Origin of the sequence: Actinomyces sp. ICM58 (assembly GCF_000283035.1) — a bacterium.
GTDB lineage: Bacteria > Actinomycetota > Actinomycetes > Actinomycetales > Actinomycetaceae > Pauljensenia.
This window is the reverse complement of sequence record NZ_ALIY01000089.1, coordinates 1-20070: the sequence shown is the minus strand read 5'-3', so window position 1 is coordinate 20070 and position 20070 is coordinate 1. Positions and strand designations below refer to the sequence as shown.

22 protein-coding genes are annotated in these 20070 nt (G+C 68.0%); 7 read left to right on the top strand and 15 right to left on the bottom strand.

The window, feature by feature from the left end:
* The 3 genes from HMPREF1138_RS04445 to HMPREF1138_RS04435 form a co-directional block, all read left to right on the top strand.
* A partial coding sequence (locus HMPREF1138_RS04445; RefSeq protein ID WP_009057025.1) for an ATP-binding domain-containing protein occupies nt 1-227 on the top strand: 227 nt, incomplete at its 5' end.
* Nucleotides 228-287: 60 nt separating this feature from the next.
* Nucleotides 288-1493: a phosphoglycerate dehydrogenase gene (gene serA / locus HMPREF1138_RS04440; protein ID WP_009057004.1), complete on the top strand. Its 1206-nt coding sequence runs from the start codon at nt 288-290 to the stop codon at nt 1491-1493.
* An 86-nt stretch (nt 1494-1579) separates the two neighbouring features.
* A complete protein-coding gene (locus HMPREF1138_RS04435; RefSeq protein ID WP_009057015.1) occupies nt 1580-3580 on the top strand; it encodes an AMP-binding protein in 2001 nt (666 codons plus the stop codon).
* Between the two features lie 50 nt (nt 3581-3630).
* Here HMPREF1138_RS04435 and nrdR read toward each other — a convergent pair whose 3' ends face one another.
* Nucleotides 3631-4203, bottom strand: a complete 573-nt coding sequence (gene nrdR, locus HMPREF1138_RS04430; RefSeq protein WP_009057033.1) for a transcriptional regulator NrdR — start codon at nt 4201-4203, stop codon at nt 3631-3633.
* 56 nt (nt 4204-4259) lie between these two features.
* A complete protein-coding gene (locus HMPREF1138_RS04425; protein WP_039936883.1) occupies nt 4260-4724 on the bottom strand; it encodes a peptidoglycan-binding protein LysM in 465 nt (154 codons plus the stop codon).
* A 187-nt stretch (nt 4725-4911) separates the two neighbouring features.
* Here HMPREF1138_RS04425 and lexA point away from each other — a divergent pair, with 187 nt between their 5' ends.
* Entirely contained in the window at nt 4912-5586 is a 675-nt protein-coding gene (gene lexA / locus HMPREF1138_RS04420; RefSeq protein ID WP_009057022.1) for a transcriptional repressor LexA, read from the top strand.
* Nucleotides 5587-5652: 66 nt separating this feature from the next.
* Here the strand turns inward: lexA and HMPREF1138_RS04415 are convergent, their stop codons facing one another.
* From HMPREF1138_RS04415 to hflX, 3 genes are all read right to left on the bottom strand, one after another.
* Nucleotides 5653-6642 carry an L-lactate dehydrogenase gene (locus tag HMPREF1138_RS04415; protein WP_009057026.1) on the bottom strand — a complete coding sequence of 330 codons (990 nt, stop codon included), beginning with the start codon at nt 6640-6642 and terminating at the stop codon, nt 5653-5655.
* A 102-nt stretch (nt 6643-6744) separates the two neighbouring features.
* Nucleotides 6745-8685, bottom strand: a complete 1941-nt coding sequence (locus tag HMPREF1138_RS04410) for an ATP-dependent DNA helicase (protein WP_009056999.1) — start codon at nt 8683-8685, stop codon at nt 6745-6747.
* Nucleotides 8682-10205: a GTPase HflX gene (gene hflX / locus HMPREF1138_RS04405; RefSeq protein ID WP_009057030.1), complete on the bottom strand. Its 1524-nt coding sequence runs from the start codon at nt 10203-10205 to the stop codon at nt 8682-8684. Before hflX ends, HMPREF1138_RS04410 begins: the two co-directional genes overlap by 4 nt.
* An 86-nt stretch (nt 10206-10291) precedes the next feature.
* Here hflX and HMPREF1138_RS04400 point away from each other — a divergent pair, with 86 nt between their 5' ends.
* Nucleotides 10292-10906 (top strand): class I SAM-dependent methyltransferase, encoded by a 615-nt coding sequence (locus HMPREF1138_RS04400; protein ID WP_009057009.1) that lies wholly within the window; start codon nt 10292-10294, stop codon nt 10904-10906.
* A gap of 69 nt (nt 10907-10975) precedes the next feature.
* Here the strand turns inward: HMPREF1138_RS04400 and dapF are convergent, their stop codons facing one another.
* Both dapF and miaA read right to left on the bottom strand, forming a co-directional pair.
* Nucleotides 10976-11899, bottom strand: coding sequence for a diaminopimelate epimerase (gene dapF, locus HMPREF1138_RS04395; protein WP_009057032.1), 924 nt, complete (start codon nt 11897-11899; stop codon nt 10976-10978).
* A 47-nt stretch (nt 11900-11946) separates the two neighbouring features.
* Nucleotides 11947-12936, bottom strand: a complete 990-nt coding sequence (gene miaA, locus HMPREF1138_RS04390) for a tRNA (adenosine(37)-N6)-dimethylallyltransferase MiaA (protein WP_039936878.1) — start codon at nt 12934-12936, stop codon at nt 11947-11949.
* A 60-nt stretch (nt 12937-12996) separates the two neighbouring features.
* Here miaA and HMPREF1138_RS04385 point away from each other — a divergent pair, with 60 nt between their 5' ends.
* Nucleotides 12997-13443 carry a hypothetical protein gene (locus tag HMPREF1138_RS04385; RefSeq protein ID WP_009057011.1) on the top strand — a complete coding sequence of 149 codons (447 nt, stop codon included), beginning with the start codon at nt 12997-12999 and terminating at the stop codon, nt 13441-13443.
* The gene (locus tag HMPREF1138_RS04380; protein ID WP_009057024.1) at nt 13436-13981 is read left to right on the top strand and encodes a YbjN domain-containing protein; all 546 of its coding nucleotides are present in this window, start codon (nt 13436-13438) and stop codon (nt 13979-13981) included. The genes HMPREF1138_RS04385 and HMPREF1138_RS04380 overlap by 8 nt, the downstream gene beginning before the upstream one ends.
* Nucleotides 13982-14384: 403 nt before the next feature.
* Here the strand turns inward: HMPREF1138_RS04380 and miaB are convergent, their stop codons facing one another.
* The 8 genes from miaB to HMPREF1138_RS11465 all read right to left on the bottom strand — a co-directional run.
* Complete coding sequence (miaB, locus tag HMPREF1138_RS04375; RefSeq protein WP_009057018.1) at nt 14385-15923, bottom strand: tRNA (N6-isopentenyl adenosine(37)-C2)-methylthiotransferase MiaB; 1539 nt, start codon at nt 15921-15923, stop codon at nt 14385-14387.
* A 10-nt stretch (nt 15924-15933) separates the two neighbouring features.
* Complete coding sequence (locus tag HMPREF1138_RS04370; protein WP_009057016.1) at nt 15934-16428, bottom strand: CinA family protein; 495 nt, start codon at nt 16426-16428, stop codon at nt 15934-15936.
* Nucleotides 16429-16433: 5 nt separating this feature from the next.
* Nucleotides 16434-17060: a regulatory protein RecX gene (locus HMPREF1138_RS04365; protein ID WP_009057017.1), complete on the bottom strand. Its 627-nt coding sequence runs from the start codon at nt 17058-17060 to the stop codon at nt 16434-16436.
* A 3-nt stretch (nt 17061-17063) separates the two neighbouring features.
* Nucleotides 17064-18155, bottom strand: coding sequence for a recombinase RecA (gene recA, locus HMPREF1138_RS04360; RefSeq protein WP_009057019.1), 1092 nt, complete (start codon nt 18153-18155; stop codon nt 17064-17066).
* 278 nt (nt 18156-18433) lie between these two features.
* On the bottom strand, nt 18434-18658 hold the full coding sequence (locus HMPREF1138_RS04355; RefSeq protein WP_009057013.1) for a DUF3046 domain-containing protein: 225 nt from the start codon (nt 18656-18658) through the stop codon (nt 18434-18436).
* A gap of 3 nt (nt 18659-18661) precedes the next feature.
* Nucleotides 18662-18976, bottom strand: a complete 315-nt coding sequence (locus tag HMPREF1138_RS04350) for a helix-turn-helix domain-containing protein (protein WP_009057028.1) — start codon at nt 18974-18976, stop codon at nt 18662-18664.
* A 170-nt stretch (nt 18977-19146) separates the two neighbouring features.
* On the bottom strand, nt 19147-19845 hold the full coding sequence (gene pgsA / locus HMPREF1138_RS04345; protein WP_009057007.1) for a CDP-diacylglycerol--glycerol-3-phosphate 3-phosphatidyltransferase: 699 nt from the start codon (nt 19843-19845) through the stop codon (nt 19147-19149).
* A gap of 16 nt (nt 19846-19861) precedes the next feature.
* Nucleotides 19862-20070, bottom strand: a 209-nt coding sequence (locus HMPREF1138_RS11465; protein ID WP_009057001.1) for a hypothetical protein, incomplete at its 5' end; no start/stop codon positions are given.

Sequence of the window (20070 nt, the reverse complement as noted above, 5' to 3'; positions counted from 1 at the left end):
GGGCGTGGGGCGCCGACGTCGACGGCGAGACCGCCCTGTCCGAGCGCGTCGCCCTCCTGTCCGCCAACGCCTCCAAGGGGCTCGAGTTCGACTCCGTCATCCTGGTGGAGCCCGGCGAGATCATGAGCGACGGGACCGGCGACCTCTTCGTTGCGCTCACACGCGCCACCCACGATGTCCACGTCGTGCACGCCGGCCCCCTGCCCGCCGGCATGGAAGAGTGGTAGCGAGTGACCACACAGTGAGGACCCCACGCTGGTCGCCCTCTCATCTGCCATGATGGAACCATGACACGCGCACTGCTTCTGGAAAACCCGCACCCCATCGCCGACGACATCTTCGCGAAGTTCGGTATCGAGGTCACCCGCGTCACAGGCGCCCTGTCCGAGGACGACCTGATCGCGGCCCTTGACGGCGTGGACTACCTGGGGCTTCGTTCCAAGACGGAGGTCACCGAGCGGGTCCTGCGCGCGCGCCCAAACCTGAAGGCCATCGGGGCCTTTTGCATCGGCACCAACCAGATCGACCTGGCCACCGCCACTGACATGGGCGTAGCCGTCTTCAACGCCCCCTACTCCAACACGCGTTCCGTCGTCGAGCTCGCCATCGGCGAGATCATCGACCTGTCGCGCCGCGTGACCGTGAAGAACTCGCGCCTGCACCGCGGCGTGTGGGATAAGAGCTCCGACGGCGCCCACGAGGTGCGCGGGCACACACTCGGTATCATCGGCTACGGCAACATCGGCACCCAGCTGTCCGTCCTGGCCGAAGCCATGGGCCTCAACGTCATCTTCTACGACGCCGCCGAGCGCCTCGCCCTGGGCAACGCCACGCAGATGCCCACGATGGAAGCTGTCCTGCGCGAAGCGGACGTCATCTCCGTGCACGTCGACGGCCAGGAGTCCAACACGAACCTGATCGGCCGCACCGAGTTCGAACTCATGAAGCCGGGCACCCTGTTCATCAACCTCTCGCGCGGACACGTCGTCGACGTGGAGGCCCTGCACGCCGCGCTCGTGTCCGGACACCTCGGCGGCGCGGCCATCGACGTGTTCCCCGAGGAGCCGCGCGCCAACGGAGACCCCTTCTCCTCTCCCCTGGCCACCCTCGACAACGTCATCCTCACCCCCCACATCGGTGGCTCCACGGAGGAGGCGCAGTACGACATCGGCCGTTTCGTCGCCGCCAAGATCGGCGAATACCAGGCCAGCGGTTCCACGGACATGAGCGTGAACCTGCCGAACCTGACGATGAACGTCGGCAAGCGTTCGCGCTACCGCATCCGCCTCATTCATCGCAACGTCCCCGGCGTCATGGCCCGCGTTAACCAGATCTTCGCTGCCTCCGAAGCGAACGTCGACGCACAGATCCTGGCCACCGTCGACGAGGTCGGCTACGTGCTCACCGACATCTCCGCGGGCCTTGGCCGCGAGGCGCTCGAGGAGCTCACGCACCTGCCCGAGACGGTCCGACTGATCGCGACTCCACTGTAAGACTGTCGCCTTCGTCGCGTTCTCAGCTGGTCAAACGGGACCGTAACTTACGGTATCGTAGGGGAAGCATCCCCAAAGGAGGACAGATGGACCTGACGTCGAGGCTACGCGCGCTCTACGCGCCCGGAGTTGCCTACGAGATCGCCACCCCCACCGAGCCGATCCCCGAGATGGTCCTGGAGGTCGCCTCCCGTTACCCGGGGCGCGCCGCCATCGACTTTTTCGCGCGCCAGCTCACCTACGCCGAGCTGGCCGAACAGATGCGTCGCTGCGCGGGCGCACTCCATCAGGCGGGCGTGCGCCCCGGCGACCGCGTCGCCCTCGTCATGCCCAACTGCCCACAGCACGCGGTCGCGGTCCTCGGAACGATGCTACTCGGCGCCATCGTCGTCGAACACAACCCGCTCGCACCCTCCGGCGAGCTGCAGGGCGAATATGAGCGCCACGGCGCACGCGTCACCATCGCCTGGTCGAAGACCCTGGAGAAACTGACGTTCCTCGGGCGCGGGCACACCACCTTCTCCATGGACCTGACGACGGCGCTTCCCACGGCCTCGAGAATGGTGCTCAGGCTCCCCCTGAAGGCGGCGCGCGCCAAGCGCGAACAGCTCGCGAGCCCGCGTCCCGCCTGGGCTCGCTCCTGGTCACGGGCGATGCGCGCCGCGACGCCCTGGGACGGGCAGTGCCCCTCCTCCATGGACGACGTCGCCCTACTCATCCACACGGGCGGCACGACGGGCGTGCCCAAGGCGGCGGCTCTCACCCACGCCAACCTGCGCGCCAACGTCGAGGAGTCCATCGCGTGGGTGCCGGTCCTGCACGAGGGCGCCGAGGTCTTCTACTGCATCCTGCCCCTCTTCCACGCCTTCGGCTTCACGATCGGCTTCCTGGCGGGCCTGCGCCTGGGGGCGACCGTCGCCATGTTCCCGAAGTTCGACACTGCCCTGGTCCTGGCCGCCCAGCGCCGACTCCCCTGCACGTTCTTCCTGGGCGTGCCCCCCATGTACGAGCGCCTGCTGGCGGCAGCCGAGGGCACGGACGTGGACCTGTCCTCCATCCACTTCTCCCTGTCGGGCGCGATGCCCCTGTCGGCGCCTCTGGCCCAAAAATGGGAGGAGGCGACCGGCGGCCTCATGATCGAAGGCTACGGCATGACCGAGGCATCCCCGATCCTCCTCGGTTCCCCCCTGGCCTCCTCGCGGGCGCGCGGGGCGCTGGGTATTCCCTTCCCCTCCACGCAGGTGCGCATCGTCGACCCCGAGGACCCCGCGCGCGACGTCGAGGACGGCGCGGTCGGCGAGCTCATCGCAACCGGCCCGCAGGTCTTCTCCGGGTACTGGAATCAGGACGAGGAGACCGCGGAGGTGTTCACCGCCGACGGCTGGCTGCGCACGGGCGACCTGGTCCAGGTGCGCGACGGTTTTATCTACATGGCGGACCGACGCAAGGAGATGATCAACTCCTCCGGCTTCAACGTCTATCCCTCTCAGGTCGAAGATGCGGTGCGCACGATGCCCGGCATCCTCGACGTGGCTGCCGTGGGGGTCCCCGCCGGCGAGAGCGGCGAGGATGTCGTCGCCGCCGTCGTGCTCGAGGCCGGCGCGTCGGTCACGCTCACGGACCTGCGCAACTGGGCGGAAAAGTCCTTAGCGCACTACGCCCTGCCCCGTCAGGTCGTCGTCATGAGCGAGCTGCCGCGCTCCCAGCTGGGCAAGGTCATGCGCAAGAAGGTGCGCGAGCAGATCGTGGGCGCGCGCGGGGCAACCTCCGAGGCCGTGGCTGGTGCCCGCGAGGCCGTGGCCGAGGCCGTGGCCGGGGCGCGAGATTCCCTCTCCGCTGCACGCGAGTCCATGTCGGAGCGCATTGCGGACGCGCGCGAGTCCATGTCCGAGGCCGTTGCGGACGCGCGCGGAGCTGCCTCCGAGGCGGCGGCTGGTGCCCGCGAGGCCGTGGCCGGGGCACGCGAGTCCATGTCGGAGAAGGTTGCGGAGGCGCGTGAAACGGCCTCAGAGGTCACCAGCGAGGCGAGCGCCGCCATGCGCAGGCTGACGTCGGGAGGCCATGGCACGAACGAGGAGCGCCACTAGGAGCCGTTCTCCCTCCCCACCGAGACGCCCGCATCGCATCGATGCGGGCGTTACTCGTCTCCGAGGAGGGTCGGCCCGGCGACACGCTTGCGACTCGCGCGTGTCTTGCGGGGCTTCTTGGTAGGCGCGGAGGCGCTGACGGGCTCCTCACCCACCTCATCGGGTGCCACTGGGGCCTGCGAGCGCTCACGCAACGCCTGGATCGCGTCCTCGAAATCCTCGAGGGTGTCGAAGGCACGATAGACGGATGCAAAGCGCAGGTAGGCGATGACGTCCAGGTCACGCAGGAAGGGCAGGATGGCCTTTCCCACCTCGTTGGTCGACACGTTGGACACGCCGGTGGAGCGCAGCTTCTCCTCGACTTGCTGGGCGAGGATGGCGAGCTGATCGTCGGAGACGGGCCTGCCCTGGCAGGCTTTTTTCACGCCGGAGACGACCTTGTTGCGCGAGAAGGATTCGACGACTCCGGAGCGCTTGACAACCTGGAACGACGACGTCTCCAGGGTCGTAAAGCGTTTCTTGCAGTGCGTGCACTCGCGACGGCGCCGGATCGAGGCGCCGTCATCCGCGATGCGCGTATCGACGACGCGCGAATCAGGGTTATGGCAGAAAGGGCAGTGCACCCTTCAACGGTACACGCTCAGGCACTGACCTGTCACAGGAGTCCCACCTGTCACCGTTACCGGACGGGCACGACGACGCGCTGACCCGGCTGCAGGGCCCCGCTCAGATCGTTGAGACGTTCGATATCCGAGACGATTTCCTCGAGGGGACGTTCGCTCTTCACCCCCTGTGCGAGCGACCAGACCGAGTCGCCACTAACGGCCGCCTTCACAACCGTCGGCCCGTCGTACACCGCGGGCTGGAGGGCCAGACCGAGGGCACCGGCGCCGATCGACAGCACGAGCGTTGCGAGAGTCCCGACGACGATCCCGCGCCGGGAGGAGCGAACCGAACGACGAGGCGCGGCCGGAACCCGCAGGAACGATGGATCGTCACCACGCTGCGCCTCCACGCGGCGACGCGCAGACGGGGCCGAGGAAATGTCGCGAACAGTGGCCAGGGGCGCATCCTGCGCCACCCGCATCGGCGAGCGGCGCGCCGGGAACGAGACGGCAGGCTTGGTAGCGAAGGAAACACTCATGACGACCTCCAGGGAAACAGTATCGAACACATGTTCGTCGAACACCTGTACGATAGCATGGTGAGAAACGAATGTCGAGGCACACTCGAACATATGTTTCATTTCCCGCCAATTCGGCTTAAACTTGACGTAACCAGTGGACGACCACCCATGCACATCTGCGTCCACCAACCACGGAGGAGCACCCATGACCGAGCGTTCGATCAGCGATCGGCACCGCGCGATTCTGCGAGTTATCAACGAAAAGCTCGATTCGAGCGGCTTCCCTCCCTCTGTGCGCGAGATCGCATCCGCGGTCGGCTTGGCATCCCCCTCCACTGTCAAACACCACCTCGACGCACTCGAGGCGCAGGGCTACCTCGCCCGCGAACCAGGTCTGCCGCGCGCCCTCGACCTGACCGACAAGGCGCGCAGCGAGCTCGGCATCGAGGCGCCCGCCCCCTCCCCCATCGTCCGCATCGAAATCCCCGTCTCCCACGTGGAGGAAGAGGGCACGGCGATCCCACTCGTCGGCCGCATCGCGGCGGGCTCGCCCATCACAGCTGAGCAGCACGTCGAGGACGTGTTCCATCTGCCCACCTCCATGACGGGGCACGGAGATCTCTTCATGCTCGAGGTCAGCGGACAGTCCATGATCAATGCCGGCATCTTCGACGGAGACTACGTCGTCATCCGCTCCCAAAACGATGCGCGCAACGGAGAATTCGTGGCCGCCATGATCGATGGCGAGGCCACCGTCAAGGAACTCTCCATCACGGGCGGACACGTGTGGCTCCTCCCCCACAACCCTGACTACTCCCCCATTCCCGGCGACGAAGCCACCATCCTCGGCAAGGTCGTCACCGTCATCCGCTCCCTCTGACTCCCATTCATACCAATGGCGCCGACCCCAGCCGGGGTCGGCGCCATTAGCGAAGACGCGACAGGCTCAGAAGCCCAGGTCGCGGGCCACCTGACGCAGGCGCTCGGCCGAAGCGGTCAGGCCGTCACGCTCGTTGAGGGTCAGCGGCGGGTTCAGAACGCGTCCCGCGCCGTCGCGTCCGACGATCGTCGGGGCGGCCATGACGACGTCCGAGATGCCCTCCCAATCCTCGAGCAGCGTCGAGATGGTCAGGACGCGCTGCTCGTCGCGCAGGACCGCGCCCGCGATGCTCGCAGCGGACAGGCCGATCGCGTAGTTCGTCGCGCCCTTACCCTCGATGATCTTGTAGGCGGACTGGACGACCTCCTGCGCAATGGAGTTACGCAGGGCCGAGTCGAAGACGCCGCCGCTCAGCGTCGGTCCCCACTGCGACAGGGGCACGTTGCCGATCTCTGCGCTGGACCACAGGGCGACTTCGGAGTCGCCGTGCTCGCCGGCCACGTAGGCGTGAATGTTCTGCGTGGCCACGCCGGTCTCGCGCGAGACGAGGTAGCGCAGACGGGAGGTGTCGAGCACCGTGCCCGAGCCGAAGACCTGGTTGCGGGGCAGGCCTGTGAGCTTGAGCGCCACGTAGGTGACGACGTCGACCGGGTTGGTCACGAACATGAATCGAGCATCGGGCGCCACGTTCTGAAGGTTCGGGACGATCTTCTTCATGAGGTTGACCGTCGAGCCGGCCAGCTCCAGACGGGACTGCCCGGGCTGCTGCTTGGCGCCAGCCGTGACGATGATGAGGTCGGAACCGCGCACGATCTCGACGTCGTCGGAACCCTCAATGGAACCGGCGGGGGTGAACTGGATGCCGTGCGCCATGTCGAGGGCCTCGGCCTCGACCTTCGGCTTGTTAATGTCCTGGAGGACGATCGAGCGAGCATCGCCACGCATCGCACACGCGTAGGCGACGGCGGTACCAACGGCGCCAGCACCGATGATGGCGATCTTAGAGGGACGTCCAGAGGACTTCGAGGGGTACAGGGTCTGCGCTTTGTTTTCCACGTGTCTCTCCTAGTGTGAGCAGGCGCTTCCATTGCTGCAGGTCGTGGGAGGCCTAATGGTTAATTTACACGACTTTTCACGTGTGCGAAACCACTCATCCGCCTACTGACCGCCCTCGCCGTTCAAACGCCTCAAGGCCCCCCGAACGATCTGCGGATCCGTGGTCGGCCACATGGCGGGCAGAGACCGCATAATGAAGGCCCCGTATCGCTTAGTCACCACGCGCGGGTCGAGGATCGCGACGACGCCGCGGTCGCTCGTCGAGCGCAGGAGACGTCCCGCCCCCTGGGCCATCATGAGGGCCGCATGCGTGAGAGAGACGGACATGAATCCGTTTCCTCCCCGGCGTTCGACGTCCATCGACCGGGCGCGCGAGACCGGGTCATCCGGGCGCGGGAATGGGATCTTGTCGATGACGACCAGGCGACACGCCTCCCCAGCCACGTCCACGCCCTGCCACAGGGACATCGTGCCCACCAGACACGAGTCGCGTTCGTCCCGGAAACGCTGGATCAGCTGCGCGAGCGTCTCCTCCCCCTGGAGGTAGACCGTCAGCTCGGTACGCTCGCGCAGCGCCTGCGCCCCCGCCTGAGCACCCCGGCGCGAGGCGAAGAGCGCGAGGACCCCGCCCCCCGAGGCCTCGGCGAGTTCCACGAGCTCATCCAGAAGCTGGTCGGAGGGCCCCTCACGCCCGGGCAGCGGCAGGTGGGTGGCCACGTAGCGGATGCCCTGGCGGGCGTGGTCGAAGGGAGAGCCCACGTCGATGCCGTGCCAGGGAACGCCCGTCACGGCCATCCCAGTGGCCGCTGCCATGAAGTCGAAGTTTCCCCCGAGGGCGAGGGTCGCAGATGTCAGGATCGCTCCCCGCTCACCGATGCCTACCCCGCCGATCGCCCCCGACACGTCGAGGGGCCCCACCGTCAGGCGGGCATTGTCGGCCTCATCCTTCGTAATGTAGGCGATCGACTGATCGGGGTCGCGTCCCCACGCGTCCAGTGCGCCGATCAGCTCATCGATGGCCGCGCGGGCGAGGAGCTTGGCGGCGGGTTCGCCCTGGGCGTCGGACACCTCATGGCTGGCGCGCCGGGCCGCACCGTCCAGCACGACCATCGCATCCACGAGTGCGCCTGGCCGGTACTCCAGGAGCCCCTCCTGCAAGGGTGCCATCGCCGCACCCAGGCCGGCCCCGGCCTCGTCCAAGTCCGTGGAATCGATCGACAGATTCGAGCGCAGGGAGCGCGCCACGCGGCTCACGCGCCCCACCGTCAGGTCGGCGGCCGCCTGGGAGCGCACGCGGTCGGCCAGCTCGTGGGCCTCGTCGATGACGACGGCATCGTACTCGCCGAAAAGCTCGCCCTCCCCGCACGCGTTGATACCGAACAGGGAGTGGTTCGTGACGACAACGTCCGCGTCCGCGGCTTCCACGCGAGCCGCCTGCGCGAAGCACTCGTCAACGAGCGGGCAGTGCTTGCCCAGGCACTCGGGCTTCGCCACCGACGCGTGGTGCCAGGCGCGGTCCGACACGCCGGGGACCAGATCGTCGCGGTCCCCCGTCGTGGTCTCGCTGATCCACTCGCGGATGCGCAGGATTTCCTTGCCGAGCTCGCCCGTCGGGCTGGCTCCGATGTCCCGGTCTTCGAACAGGGTGCCCTCCGTGGGGTACCCGCCGTCCAGCTTGTGCATGCAGGCGTAGTTCGACCAGCCCTTGAGTACCGCGACCTTCAGGCGCACGCCCGTCGCCGAGGCGACCGCGTCGACGGCCACCGGCGCATCCTTGACGAGGATCTGGCGCTGCAGCGCAAGCGTCGCCGTCGAGACGAGCCCACGCACACCGCTCACCGCGCAGTGCGTCAACAGGGGTACCAGGTAGCCCAGCGACTTGCCCGTACCCGTGCCCGCCTGCACCAACAGGTGCTCGCGGGTCTCCAAGGCGGCGGCCCCCTCGGCGACCATCGATGCCTGCCCCTCACGCGCGGACCCGCCCATCGAGGTGACGACCGCGTCGAGGACGCGCCCCGAGGCCTCGACCAGGTCCTCGCTCACTGCCCGCTCACCGCCGCCTCACCCACGGTGCCACCCACCGCCGCGCGGGCGATCACGGCCGCCAGCGCCTCGTCGACGCGGGCCACGATGCGGGTTCCTGTATCCACGTACTCCTCGCGCTCCACCTCGCCCTCCTCGTGGATCCTGTGCACGAGGGAGCCCGCCGAGTACGGCAGGACCGCGTCGACGGCGACCCGAGGCCGGGGCAGCATATCCTCGAGCGCAACGCGCAGCGCGTCCACGCCCCATCCGGTGTAGGCGCTCAAGGGAACCGCGCGGGGGAACACCGTGCGCAGCAGAGCGATCTGCTCGGGCGAAGCCAGGTCGGCCTTGTTCAGGGCAATCAGCTCGGGGATGTCCGAGGCCCCCTCGATCGTGTCGATGACGGCGCGCACGGCCTGCACCTGGGAGACCGGGTCGGGGTGCGCGGCGTCCACTACGTGGAGGACCACGTCGGCCTGGCCGACCTCTTCGAGGGTCGAGCGGAAGGCCTCAACCAGCTGCGTGGGCAGGTTGCGAACGAATCCGACCGTGTCGGTGAGCGTGTACTCGCGCCCGTCGGCGGCGCGAGCGCGCCGAACGGTCGGGTCGAGGGTGGCGAACAGCGCGTCCTGGACGAGGACGCCCGCGTCCGTCAAGCGATTGAGGAGCGTCGACTTGCCGGCGTTCGTATACCCGGCGATCGCCACCGACGGCACGCCCCCGCGCCGACGCGAACCCCGCTGCGTGCGCCGGGCGGGTTCCATGCGAGCGATGTCCGCGCGCAGCTTCGCCATGCGCGTGCGGATGCGGCGACGGTCAAGCTCAATCTTGGTCTCACCCGGACCCCTGGAACCGATACCCGCGCCGCCCGCGACGCGGCCGCCGGCCTGACGGGACATCGACTCGCCCCAGCCGCGCAGACGCGGCAGCAGGTACTCCAGCTGGGCGAGCTCCACCTGCGCCTTGCCCTCACGAGACTTGGCGTGTTGAGCGAAAATGTCGAGGATCAAAGCGGTGCGGTCGACGACCTTGGCGTCGACGACGTCCTCCAGGCCGCGACGCTGGGAGGGCGCCAGCTCCTCGTCGACGATGACGGTATCGGCCTCCACGGCGCGCACGATGTCGGCCAGCTCGCGAGCCTTACCCGACCCCAGGTAGGTCGCGGGGTCCGGCTTCATACGGCGCTGGATGATGCCGTCGAGCACGCGCGAACCCGCGGTCTCCGCGAGCGCGGCGAGCTCGCGCAGCGAGTTCTCCGCCTCCTCCTCGCTCTGCGTGGTGCGCAGGCCGACGAGGACGACCTTTTCGAGTCGCACCTGGCGGTATTCGACCTCGGAGATGTCCTCACGGTCGGAGGCTCCCGTGTCGACGCGGCGCGTTCCCGCACGGGCCTCGCGCTCGAGCGCACCAGCGTCCCCCGAATTGTCCTGCCCCGCGGTCGATGCGAGCGCCGCTGCCGAGCGCGCGAGGATGCGCGCGACGACGTCGTTGACGCGTTGGTCGCGTTCCGCGGTCGAATCGGTGGGGGTCGTGTCCATGTCCGTCCTTCACGTGGGGGGCTTCCAGTGTCGCACGACGGGCCCTCATCTGCGTCTGCGCGCGCGGGCGCGATAGGCTTTCTTCCGTGGACGAACAGTACTTCACCGACTCTGCCCCCGCGAGCGCCGACGAGACTCACGTCATCGAGGTGAGCGCGCGCGGCTTCGACCTGTCGATGCGCGTGTCCTCGCGCGTTTTTTCCGGGTCCAAGCTGGACCTGGGGACCCGTCAGCTGCTCTCGGTCGCACCCGACCTGCCCGAGGGTGGGGCCTTCCTGGATCTGGGCTGCGGCTGGGGTCCGATCGCGACCGTCATGTCGCGAGAGTCGCCGCAAGCCACCGTGTGGGCCGTCGACGTGAACTCGCGTGCCCTGGATCTGACGCAGCGCAACGCCGCCGCCAACGGCGCGCGGGGCGTGCGCACCCTCAAGGCGGATGAGGCGCTCGCCGCCTCCATCGAGTCGGACACGCGCTTCGACGTCATCTGGTCGAATCCGCCCGTGCGCATCGGCAAGGAGGCGATGCACGAGATGCTGGCGGCGTGGCTGGGCAGGCTCGCGCCCACCGGCGTCGCCTACCTGGTCGTCCAGCGCAACCTGGGCGCAGATTCCCTCATCGCATGGCTGAACGGTCAGGGCTTCGAGGCCTCAAAGTTCGCGTCGAAGAAGGGATTTCGCATCATTGAGGTGCGCCCCGCGTGAGGCCTTCCTCCGCTTCGACGAGGCCGGGGCCGCGTCGCGCTCTCCGGCGTCGTTGTCGTGGGACCACCGTCAGGATAGGCGGATCTCCGCGACCCGGGTCGCGGGGCCGGTGAGGAACACCGACGCGTCCGTGATCCGGGGTCGGTCGCCGGACCAGTCGATGACGCCGTCGAGGCCCACGCTCACCGTGCCCCCGGGGATGTCGACAACCCACTGGGTGGGGGCGCCGGGGCCCCGGCGCAGGGCGGTGGCCAGCGCGGCCGCGCAGCATCCGGTGCCGCACGCCTGGGTCTCGCCGACGCCGCGCTCGAGGACACGCATGGCGATGTGACCCACGTCCGCCCCGGGCTGGGTCAGGTCCACGACCAGCTCGAGGTTCGTGCCCGAGTGCGGCGCAGGGTCGTAAGAGGGACGCGCAGCCGGCGGAATGAGGGAGACGTCGACGGTGGGTAGAAACACCCCGCGCAGGGCGGACTCGTCGGCGAGCTCAACGACCGTGTGCGGGTTGGGCATATCCACCCAGATGCCGCCGAGAACCCCGTCGATGCCGGGGATGCTCACCTGAATCGTCTCGCGCGCCGGGGAGGCCGCCGGCCCCATGTCGACGCGGTAGCGCGCGCCCGCGCCCTCGTCGTCGGCCTCGGGGGTCACCCGCTTGATGCCCCCGCGCGTGGCCACGTCCAGGGTCTGGCCGACCGGCAGATCGACGAGGCCCTCGCGGCGCAGGTGGTCGACGAAGACCCTCACGCCGTTGCCGCACATCTCCGCCTTCGAACCGTCCGCGTTGCGGTAATCCATGAACCACACGCCATCGCGTTCGACGGCCCGGATGAAGCCATCCGCCCCGATCCCGAACGCCGGGGAGCACAGGGCCGCGACCTGCGCGTCGCTCGGATTGTCCTCGTCGAAGCGGTCGGTTGCCACGACGAAAGAATTGCCGGCACCGTGAGCCTTCACGACGCGCGCGTGGGAGGGAAGCTGCGAGTTCGTCATGGACTCACCGTAGCGTGAGCGTCGAAGCCGCGCAGCCGCCGAGCGTGTTACGAGCGCCCCAGCGCCTGCTCGGCCGCCCGTCTCGCCAGCTCGACCACGTGGGATGCCACGGCCTCGTCCGAGGCGAACTCCTCCACGTCCAGCCAGTGCACGCGCGGGTCCGGGCGCAGCCACTTCACCTGGCGACGCGCCAGCTGCCGGGTGGCCAGCGCGATAGAGTCCACCGCCTCGTCCTCGCTCATGTCCCCGTCGATGACCGCGAGCGCCTGCGCGTAGCCCGTCGCACGCGACGCTGTCTTCGCCTCGCGCAGGCCGACGTCGATGAGGGCGCGCACTTCCTCGATCAGGCCGCCCGCCATCATGGCGCGGGTGCGCACCGCGATCCTCTCGTCGAGTTCGTCCATCGGGCGGCGCAGCGCCACCATGAGGGCGGGTGCCGCGAACTCGTGGCGGGGCATCGACGCCGAATACGGGCGCCCCGTCAGCTCGATGACCTCCAGGGCGCGCACGATGCGGCGCGCGTTGTGCGGGTCGATGCGCTCGGCGGACACGGGGTCCAGCCGGGTGAGGCGATCGTGCAGTCCACGAGAGCCCAACGCACCGGCGGCTTCTTCCTCGAGGCCCGCCCGCACGCCCGGGTCCGTCCCCGGGAAGTCAATGACGTCCAGGAGCGCCCGCTGATACAGTCCCGATCCTCCCGCGACCACGGCGACCCCGCCCCGGGCGTGAATGCCCGCCACGTCGGCGCGCGCGTGCTTCTGGTAGGCGGCCACCGACGCCTCGTCGCGCACCTCCAGCACGTCGATCTGGTGGTGGGCGATCCCCCGGCGCTCATCGACCGGCGTCTTCGCGGTGCCCACGTCCATCCCCCGGTACAGCTGTAGGGCGTCCGCAGAGACGATCTCCCCCGCCCCGCGCGCCCCCAGGACGCCCGGAAGCTGACACGCGAGCTCCAAGGCCAGGTCCGACTTGCCCGAGGCCGTGGGGCCCACAACCGCGCACACGAGGTCCGAGGCGCACGACATCGATAACTCCATACCCTCCAGTGTACGGGTGCCCGCGCACCACAGCGCCCAACAACGGCTAGGCTTAACACCATGAGCACAACAGATACTCCCCCGGTCACCCTCGATCGGGTCACCGAGGCCGTCCAGGCCGTCGGCTTCATCCCCTTCGTGTCCGCCACCGGACAGGTAGCGGCCATCCTGCCCAACAGGACCGTGCGCATCGCGGTTCCCGAGGGGCACCCCGTGCAGGGCGTCGCCGATTACCCGCGTTTCTTCGACCCGTCGCACGCCGACGAGATCGCGTCGGCGCTGCGCCGACTCAACGCCTCCACGTACCTGCCCAAGGTGACCTCCGCGATCACGGACACGGGCTCCATCGCCCTGCACCTGCAGCACACCTTCAACTGGGTCGTCGGAGCCACCGACGCCCAAGTCAACGCGGAGGTGTCCCAGTTCATCATGGCTTCGATCTCCATGATGAACCAGCTTGATGTCATGTTCCCCGACCAGTGGACCAAGGAGGCCGCCAATGCCTGAATGGAAGAGCTTCACCTTCGGTGAGGACGGGGAAGCCACCCCCACCGCCGAGGCGCCCACCCCCGCCAGCGCGAACCCCGCGATGGAGCCCGACGAGTACGCCGCCAAGTGGGGCACCGAGGTTTCCGAGGTGACCATCGCCCGCATTGAGGCTGTCCTCGAGGGCGACGGCCTGCCGCACGGCTCCAGCGAGTTCATCGCCTTCACGCAGCTGGAGGACATTCCCTTCCAGGTGCACCGCGAACCCGCCGACGCCCCCTGGGCGCAGATCGAGACGCGCATTCTCCCCGTGGGCGAGGGCCACACCGAGGCCTCCCTGCAGGCAATCGCGAATCGTTGGAACACCGAGCACCTGCAGCCCACGGTCTTCCCCATCGAGTCCGAGGACGGCTGGATCCTGGTTGCCGCATCCCGTTTCTTCGTCGGAGAGGGCCTGTCGGATCGCCAGATTCACGCGATGCTGCGCCGCGGCCTGATCATCGGAGTATCGGCTGCCCAGGAGGTGCCGTCGTTCTTCGACGAGGCCTCCGCCGAGTAATCTCTCCGTTTTCTGTTCAATAACCTCAGTGCCCTGCTCCTCATGAAGGAGCGGGGCACTCCCGGTGAGTGTGCGCCGACTACATGCGACGGCGCAGCGCATTCCGCCTGCGCGGTGTGGGCCACGGGTCGCATAGGGGGCTCGAATCGACCCGCACTACCGAGAGTGCTCCCGCATGCCGATCGCCTCAACATCGTGACGACCGCCACGACTCAAAGGTAGCTCTGGAGACGCGCGTCTCACATGCCTTTGAGTGCGACATTTTCCCGATTTTTCGCATCGGTCGTGCGCAAACGTGCAGAACATCACCGTGCGAGGACGATTCCCACGAGCAACCAGCCCGGCGCGACGCGGCCCCGGCCTGAACTCTCTCAGGCCAGGGCGCTGCTTCGGGCGTCGTTCCTCAGCGCGAGGCGCCCACGCGAAGCGTCGGAATCCCCAGGGACACGGCGCTGTCGGGCTCAGGCGAGGCCTGACGAGCCTCCCACACGTCGCCGGCGCGGGTGCGGCGCACCTCGAAGAGACCACCCTGGGCGCCCGAATCTGCGATGAGGTGATGCGGCGCCCCGTAGGTGACGGTCGCGCGAATCATATCCCCCGGGCGCGGGCGATCAGTCTCGCTCATCCCCTCGGGCAGGGCCACGTGCACCAGGCGGTTGTCGCGGGCGCGGCCCGAGATGCGCTGGGTGGCGCCGTCCTTGCGTCCGTCCCCCTCGGAGACGAGAATCTCGACGTCAGTGCCGGCCAGGGCCGCGTTGTCCTCGGCGCAGATGCGTTCCTGAAGCTTGATGAGGCGCTGGTAGCGCTCGAGGGCAACATCGTCGGGCACCTGGTCCTCGCGGTCGGCCGCGGGTGTGCCGGGGCGACGCGAGTACAGGAAGGTGAAGGCCGACGTGAAACGCGCCTGTTCCACGACCTCGAGGGTCGCCTGGAAATCCTCTTCCGTCTCGCCGGGGAAACCGACGATGATGTCCGTCGTGATCGCTGCCTCGGGGATCGCGGCTCGCACGCGCTCCAGAATGCCCATAAAACGATCGCGGCGGTAGGAGCGGCGCATCTGACGCAGGATCGCATCCGAGCCGGACTGCAGCGGCATGTGCAAGCTCGGCATGACCGTGGGGGTTTGCGCCATCGCAGCGATGACGTCGTCAGTGAAGGCGGCCGGGTGGGGGGAGGTGAAGCGGACGCGCTCGATGCCATCGACGCGGCCGACCGCGCGCAGCAGGTCCGCGAAGGCGCCGCGCTCGCCGAATCCCACGCCGTAGGAGTTCACGTTCTGTCCCAGCAGGGTCACCTCGATGGCCCCCTGCGAGGCAACGGCCTCGACCTCAGCGAGAATGTCGCCGGGGCGACGATCACGCTCCTTGCCTCGCAGGTGCGGCACGATGCAGAACGTGCACGTGTTGTTGCAGCCCACGGAGATCGACACCCACGCCGCAAAGGCGCTCTCGCGGTGGGTGGGCAGGGTCGAGGGGAAGACCTTCAGGGACTCCTCGATCTCGACAGCCGCCTTGCTGTTGTGCTCGGCGCGACGCAGGAGCGCGGGAAGCACGTCGATGTTGTGGGTGCCGAAGACGGCATCAACCCACGGAGCCTTGGCGACAATGCCGTCGCGCATCTGCTGGGCGAGGCATCCGCCGACCGCGATCTGCATCCCGGGACGCTCGCGCTTGACTGCGGCGAGCTGGCCGAGGTTGCCAAACAGGCGGGTCGCAGCGTTTTCGCGCACGGAGCAGGTGTTGATGACGACGACGTCGGCTCCCATGTCACCGGCGTCGGTTGCACGCGCGGCGGCTTCGGGGACAGTATCGACGGGAACGAGGCCGGCCTGCTCCAGCAGGCCCGCCATGCGTTCGGAATCGTGTTCGTTCATCTGGCAGCCGAGCGTGCGCACCGCATAGGTGCGGGGCAGGGCGTCGGCCCGCTGAGTCGTCGTATTCATCGCATACAGTCTAGTCGCGCGCGCTCACGCCAGAGAAGTCGAGCACGTCACGCAACAGAGTCAGGGCAGCATCGATAGCTCCCGCCCGCACCTGGGCGCGATCCCCCTCCAGGTGGAGGAGGCGGTGCTCCACCCCCGCCGGATGCGCGCACGCGATGTGCACGGTTCCCGCCGGGAAGCCGTCGGCGGGTCCGGGGCCGGCCACCCCCGTCGTCGACAAGCCAATCGAGGCCCCAAACAGCGAACGTGCCCCCGCAGCCATCTGGCGGGCCACCTGCTCATCGACCGGCCCAGTGAGTGTCAGCCGACTCTCCGACACGCCCAGCACCGAGGCCTTCGTGTCGACCGCGTAGGTACACACGCCACCGCGCACGACGTGAGATGCTCCGGGAACATCGACGAGGCGAGCGACGAGGCCACCGCCCGTCAAAGACTCCGCCGTCGCGATCGACAGCCCGCGTCGCGTGAGATCAGCAATTAGCTGCGCGACCTGCTCGTCACCCATGGCGCTTACAGTCCCCACTGCCACTCCTCCTGCGCATGATCGCCCTCGTCGCCCCACTCGTCGAGGGCCTCTCGCACGACCGCGGACGCCACGGACGGGGAGTACCCCTTGCGCGCGAGCATGGAGCTCAATCGACGGTAGGCCGTGTCACGGGGGACGCCCGCCAGGGCGCGCCGCTTGCGCTCGACGAGCTGCGCGGCGCGCTCAACCTCATCCTCCCGATCGATCTGCGACAGCGCGCGCTCGATCGTGGAAGCGTCCAGACCTTTGCGCACGAGTAGCTCACGCAGCGCGCGCACGGAGGCGCCGCTGCCCGCAAAACGCGCGCGCACCAGCGCATCCGCGTAGGCCTGATCGTCAACCAGGCCCACCGCCTCGAGACGGTCCACGACCTCACAGGCCAGCTGCGCGCTGAAGCCTCGCCCCTCGATGGCGCCGGTAAGCTCGGCGCGCGAGCAGGCACGCGCATCCAGCTTGCGCAGCGCCACCTCCCTGGCAGCCTCGATGGCCTCGATGCCCGTCAGGGCGGCGTTGCGCTCACGAGCCCGCGCGAGCCGCTCGCCCGGGGAGGAACGACGGCGCCGCTCCTCCCCCAGCTCCGGATGCTCGTCGGGATCCGCGTATCGGACCACGACTCAGAAGCCCGCGTCCTCGTCGGGATCGACCTCGGGAGCGTCCGAGGCCCCCTTGTCCGCCTCGGGGGCGTCGGTGATGCCCAAAGCGACCAGGATCTTGTTCTCGATCTCGTTGGCGAGCTCCGGATTATCCACCAGGAACTGGCGCACGTTTTCCTTGCCCTGGCCCAGCTGATCATCCCCGTAGGTGAACCACGAGCCAGACTTGCGCACGATGCCGGCCTCCACGCCCATGTCGATGATCGAGCCCTCGCGGGAAATGCCCTTGCCGTAGACGATGTCGAACTCGGCCTGCTTGAAAGGCGGCGCCATCTTGTTCTTGACGACCTTGGCGCGCGTGCGGTTACCGACCGGGGAACCGGCCTCCTTGAGCGTCTCGATGCGGCGCACGTCGATGCGCACCGAGGCGTAGAACTTCAAGGCCTTGCCGCCGGTCGTCGTCTCGGGGGAACCGAAGAACACGCCAATCTTTTCACGCAGCTGGTTGATGAAGATCGCGGTGGTGCCGGTCGCGGACAGGGCACCCGTGATCTTACGCAGGGCCTGGCTCATGAGGCGCGCCTGCAGGCCGACGTGCGAGTCGCCCATCTCACCTTCGATTTCCGCCTTGGGCACGAGCGCCGCGACGGAGTCGATGACGATGATGTCGATGCCGCCCGAACGAATCAGCATGTCAGCGATCTCGAGGGCCTGCTCACCCGTGTCGGGCTGAGAGACCAAGAGGGAATCGGTGTCCACGCCGAGGGCGCGAGCATAGACGGGATCGAGGGCGTGTTCGGCGTCGATGAAGGCAGCGTTGCCGCCGGCCTTTTGCGCGTTGGCGACGGCGTGCAGGGCGACCGTGGTCTTACCGGAGGACTCGGGACCGTAGACTTCGATGACGCGACCGCGCGGCAGGCCGCCGATACCAAGGGCCACATCGAGGGCGAGGGAACCCGTGGGGATCACCTGGACGGGGGGACGATTATCGTCCCCCAGGCGCATGACGGAGCCCTTACCGAATTGCTTGTCGATCTGAGACAGGGCGACTTCGAGCGCCTTGTTTCGATCATTGGTGACGGTCTTTGCCGCGGGTGCTTTACGGGCTGCCATGGTGATCCTTTCGTCTGCGGCCTCTCCGGCCTGCGAGTGTCCTGGCCTGGATGACGCCCCTCTCCGAGGCGCCATGACGAGTATGCGACCGGCCATCGTCATCTGCGTCCCGCGCGCACCCTCCCTGTGGACGACACGCGCGAAGCCTTCGTCGCCCATCAGCTTAGATGGAACAGATGTTCGATATCGTGGCGACACGCCGAGGCCCGACGCCAACATGGTTGAAGCACGCCCGCGCGCACCAACGCACGTTCAGTGGGAGCGAGACATAAAAGCGCTCAGCGCCCTCGCTCGCGAGGATCGATGCGGTGAATCCACCGCGCATCCTCGCGCCCGGTTTCTTCACATAGCCGCGCCCAGACCTCGTCCGGATTCACCCCGGCAGCCAGCGCATCGTGAGCGGTAGCCCCCAGCGACGCCAGATACAGGTCGGACACATAGGAGCGGCCGAGGGCCGACCCGAAGGTCGCCTCGACCGCCTCGTAAAACTCGGAGTGCTTCACGCGTCAGGAGATCAGCGTGACGGGCACGAGCTCGTCGGGCACCGCGTCGGGAATAACAGCACCGTCAATGATCGCCATACGCTCAGAAACCTCGCGCAGCACGAACCACAGTGGGACGCGCAGGGCGGAGGTGATCGCTTCGAGAAGCTCGGAGGAAGCTTCCTTCTGGCCGCGCTCCACTTCGGAGAGGTAGCCGAGGGAGACCTGCGCCTCGGAGGAGACTTCGCGCAGGGTTCGACCCTGGCGCTGGCGAATGCCGCGCAGGACATCGCCGAGTTCGCTGCGCAGCAGCGGGGTTTCGCTCAGTGTCTTTTCCATATCGCTACTGTAGCCGTTCTTGATCAGTGGACGCATCGAAAGTTCGCGCATCGGACCGGTGTGACCCGGCGAGCGCACGCCAGGAGTTGTCTGCATACCCATTCAACGAGCCCACAACGGGGACTATTCCACCGGACGCTCAATTCGCGTATGGGTTGCGTCACCCAGACTCAAGCCTGAACGTGCTGACCCGCGAGAGGCGAACCCGACGAAGAAGAATCATCGCGCTCATCCTCATCGCTGCCGGCGACCGGAGTCCCGCGCATGAGGCGCACACCCTCGACGATGTAGCCGACGCCGGAGTAGACCGTCAGCGCCAGGGCGACGCCCGCGAGCGCCTGGCCCAAGCGAATCATGAGAACAACCCACCACTGGTGACTCGGCTCCATCGCAAAGAAATGCTCCCACGGGATGAGCAGGGTGCCCAGCGCCATGATCTGCATGAAGGTCTTGAGCTTGCCGGCATTGTTCGCGGAGACGACAACGCCGCGACGCAGGAAGAATCCGCGCATCGCGGTGATACCCAGCTCGCGCACGGCAATCAGGGCCGTCACCCACCAGGGCAGGTAGCCCAGCCACGACAGGACCGCGAAGCCGCACAACGTCAGCGCCTTGTCCGCGATCGGGTCGACGATACGCCCGAAGTCGGTGATCTGGTTCCACGAGCGCGCGAGCTGACCGTCGAAGCGATCCGTGATCGCCGCGACCGCAAACACGATGAAGGCCACCCAGCGGGGGGCCCACGCGTTCTGCAGGGCGAGAATGACGAAGATGGGCACCAGCACCAGACGCGCCATGGTCAGCGCGTTCGGCAGGTTCACAACGGGGATTTTGCTGTCCCGTTGCACGCGCGACACGTTATCTGTCATGGCTGGTCCCTCTCTCTCAGCGGCCGGTCAGCTGCCAAGCGTCCTCGTCTTCTTCCGGCTCTTCGTCTACCCAGTCGGGCGAGGAGCCACCAAAGTTATGTCCAGAGTACGGGTCCACCCCGGCCTCGCGCGAATCGCCCGCGTGTCCCGTTCCCGATTCGTAACCGGAGGTGGGCGCGGGGCCCCCCTCGGCCGAGGCTTGCTGACCCGCCGCTCCGCTTGCGA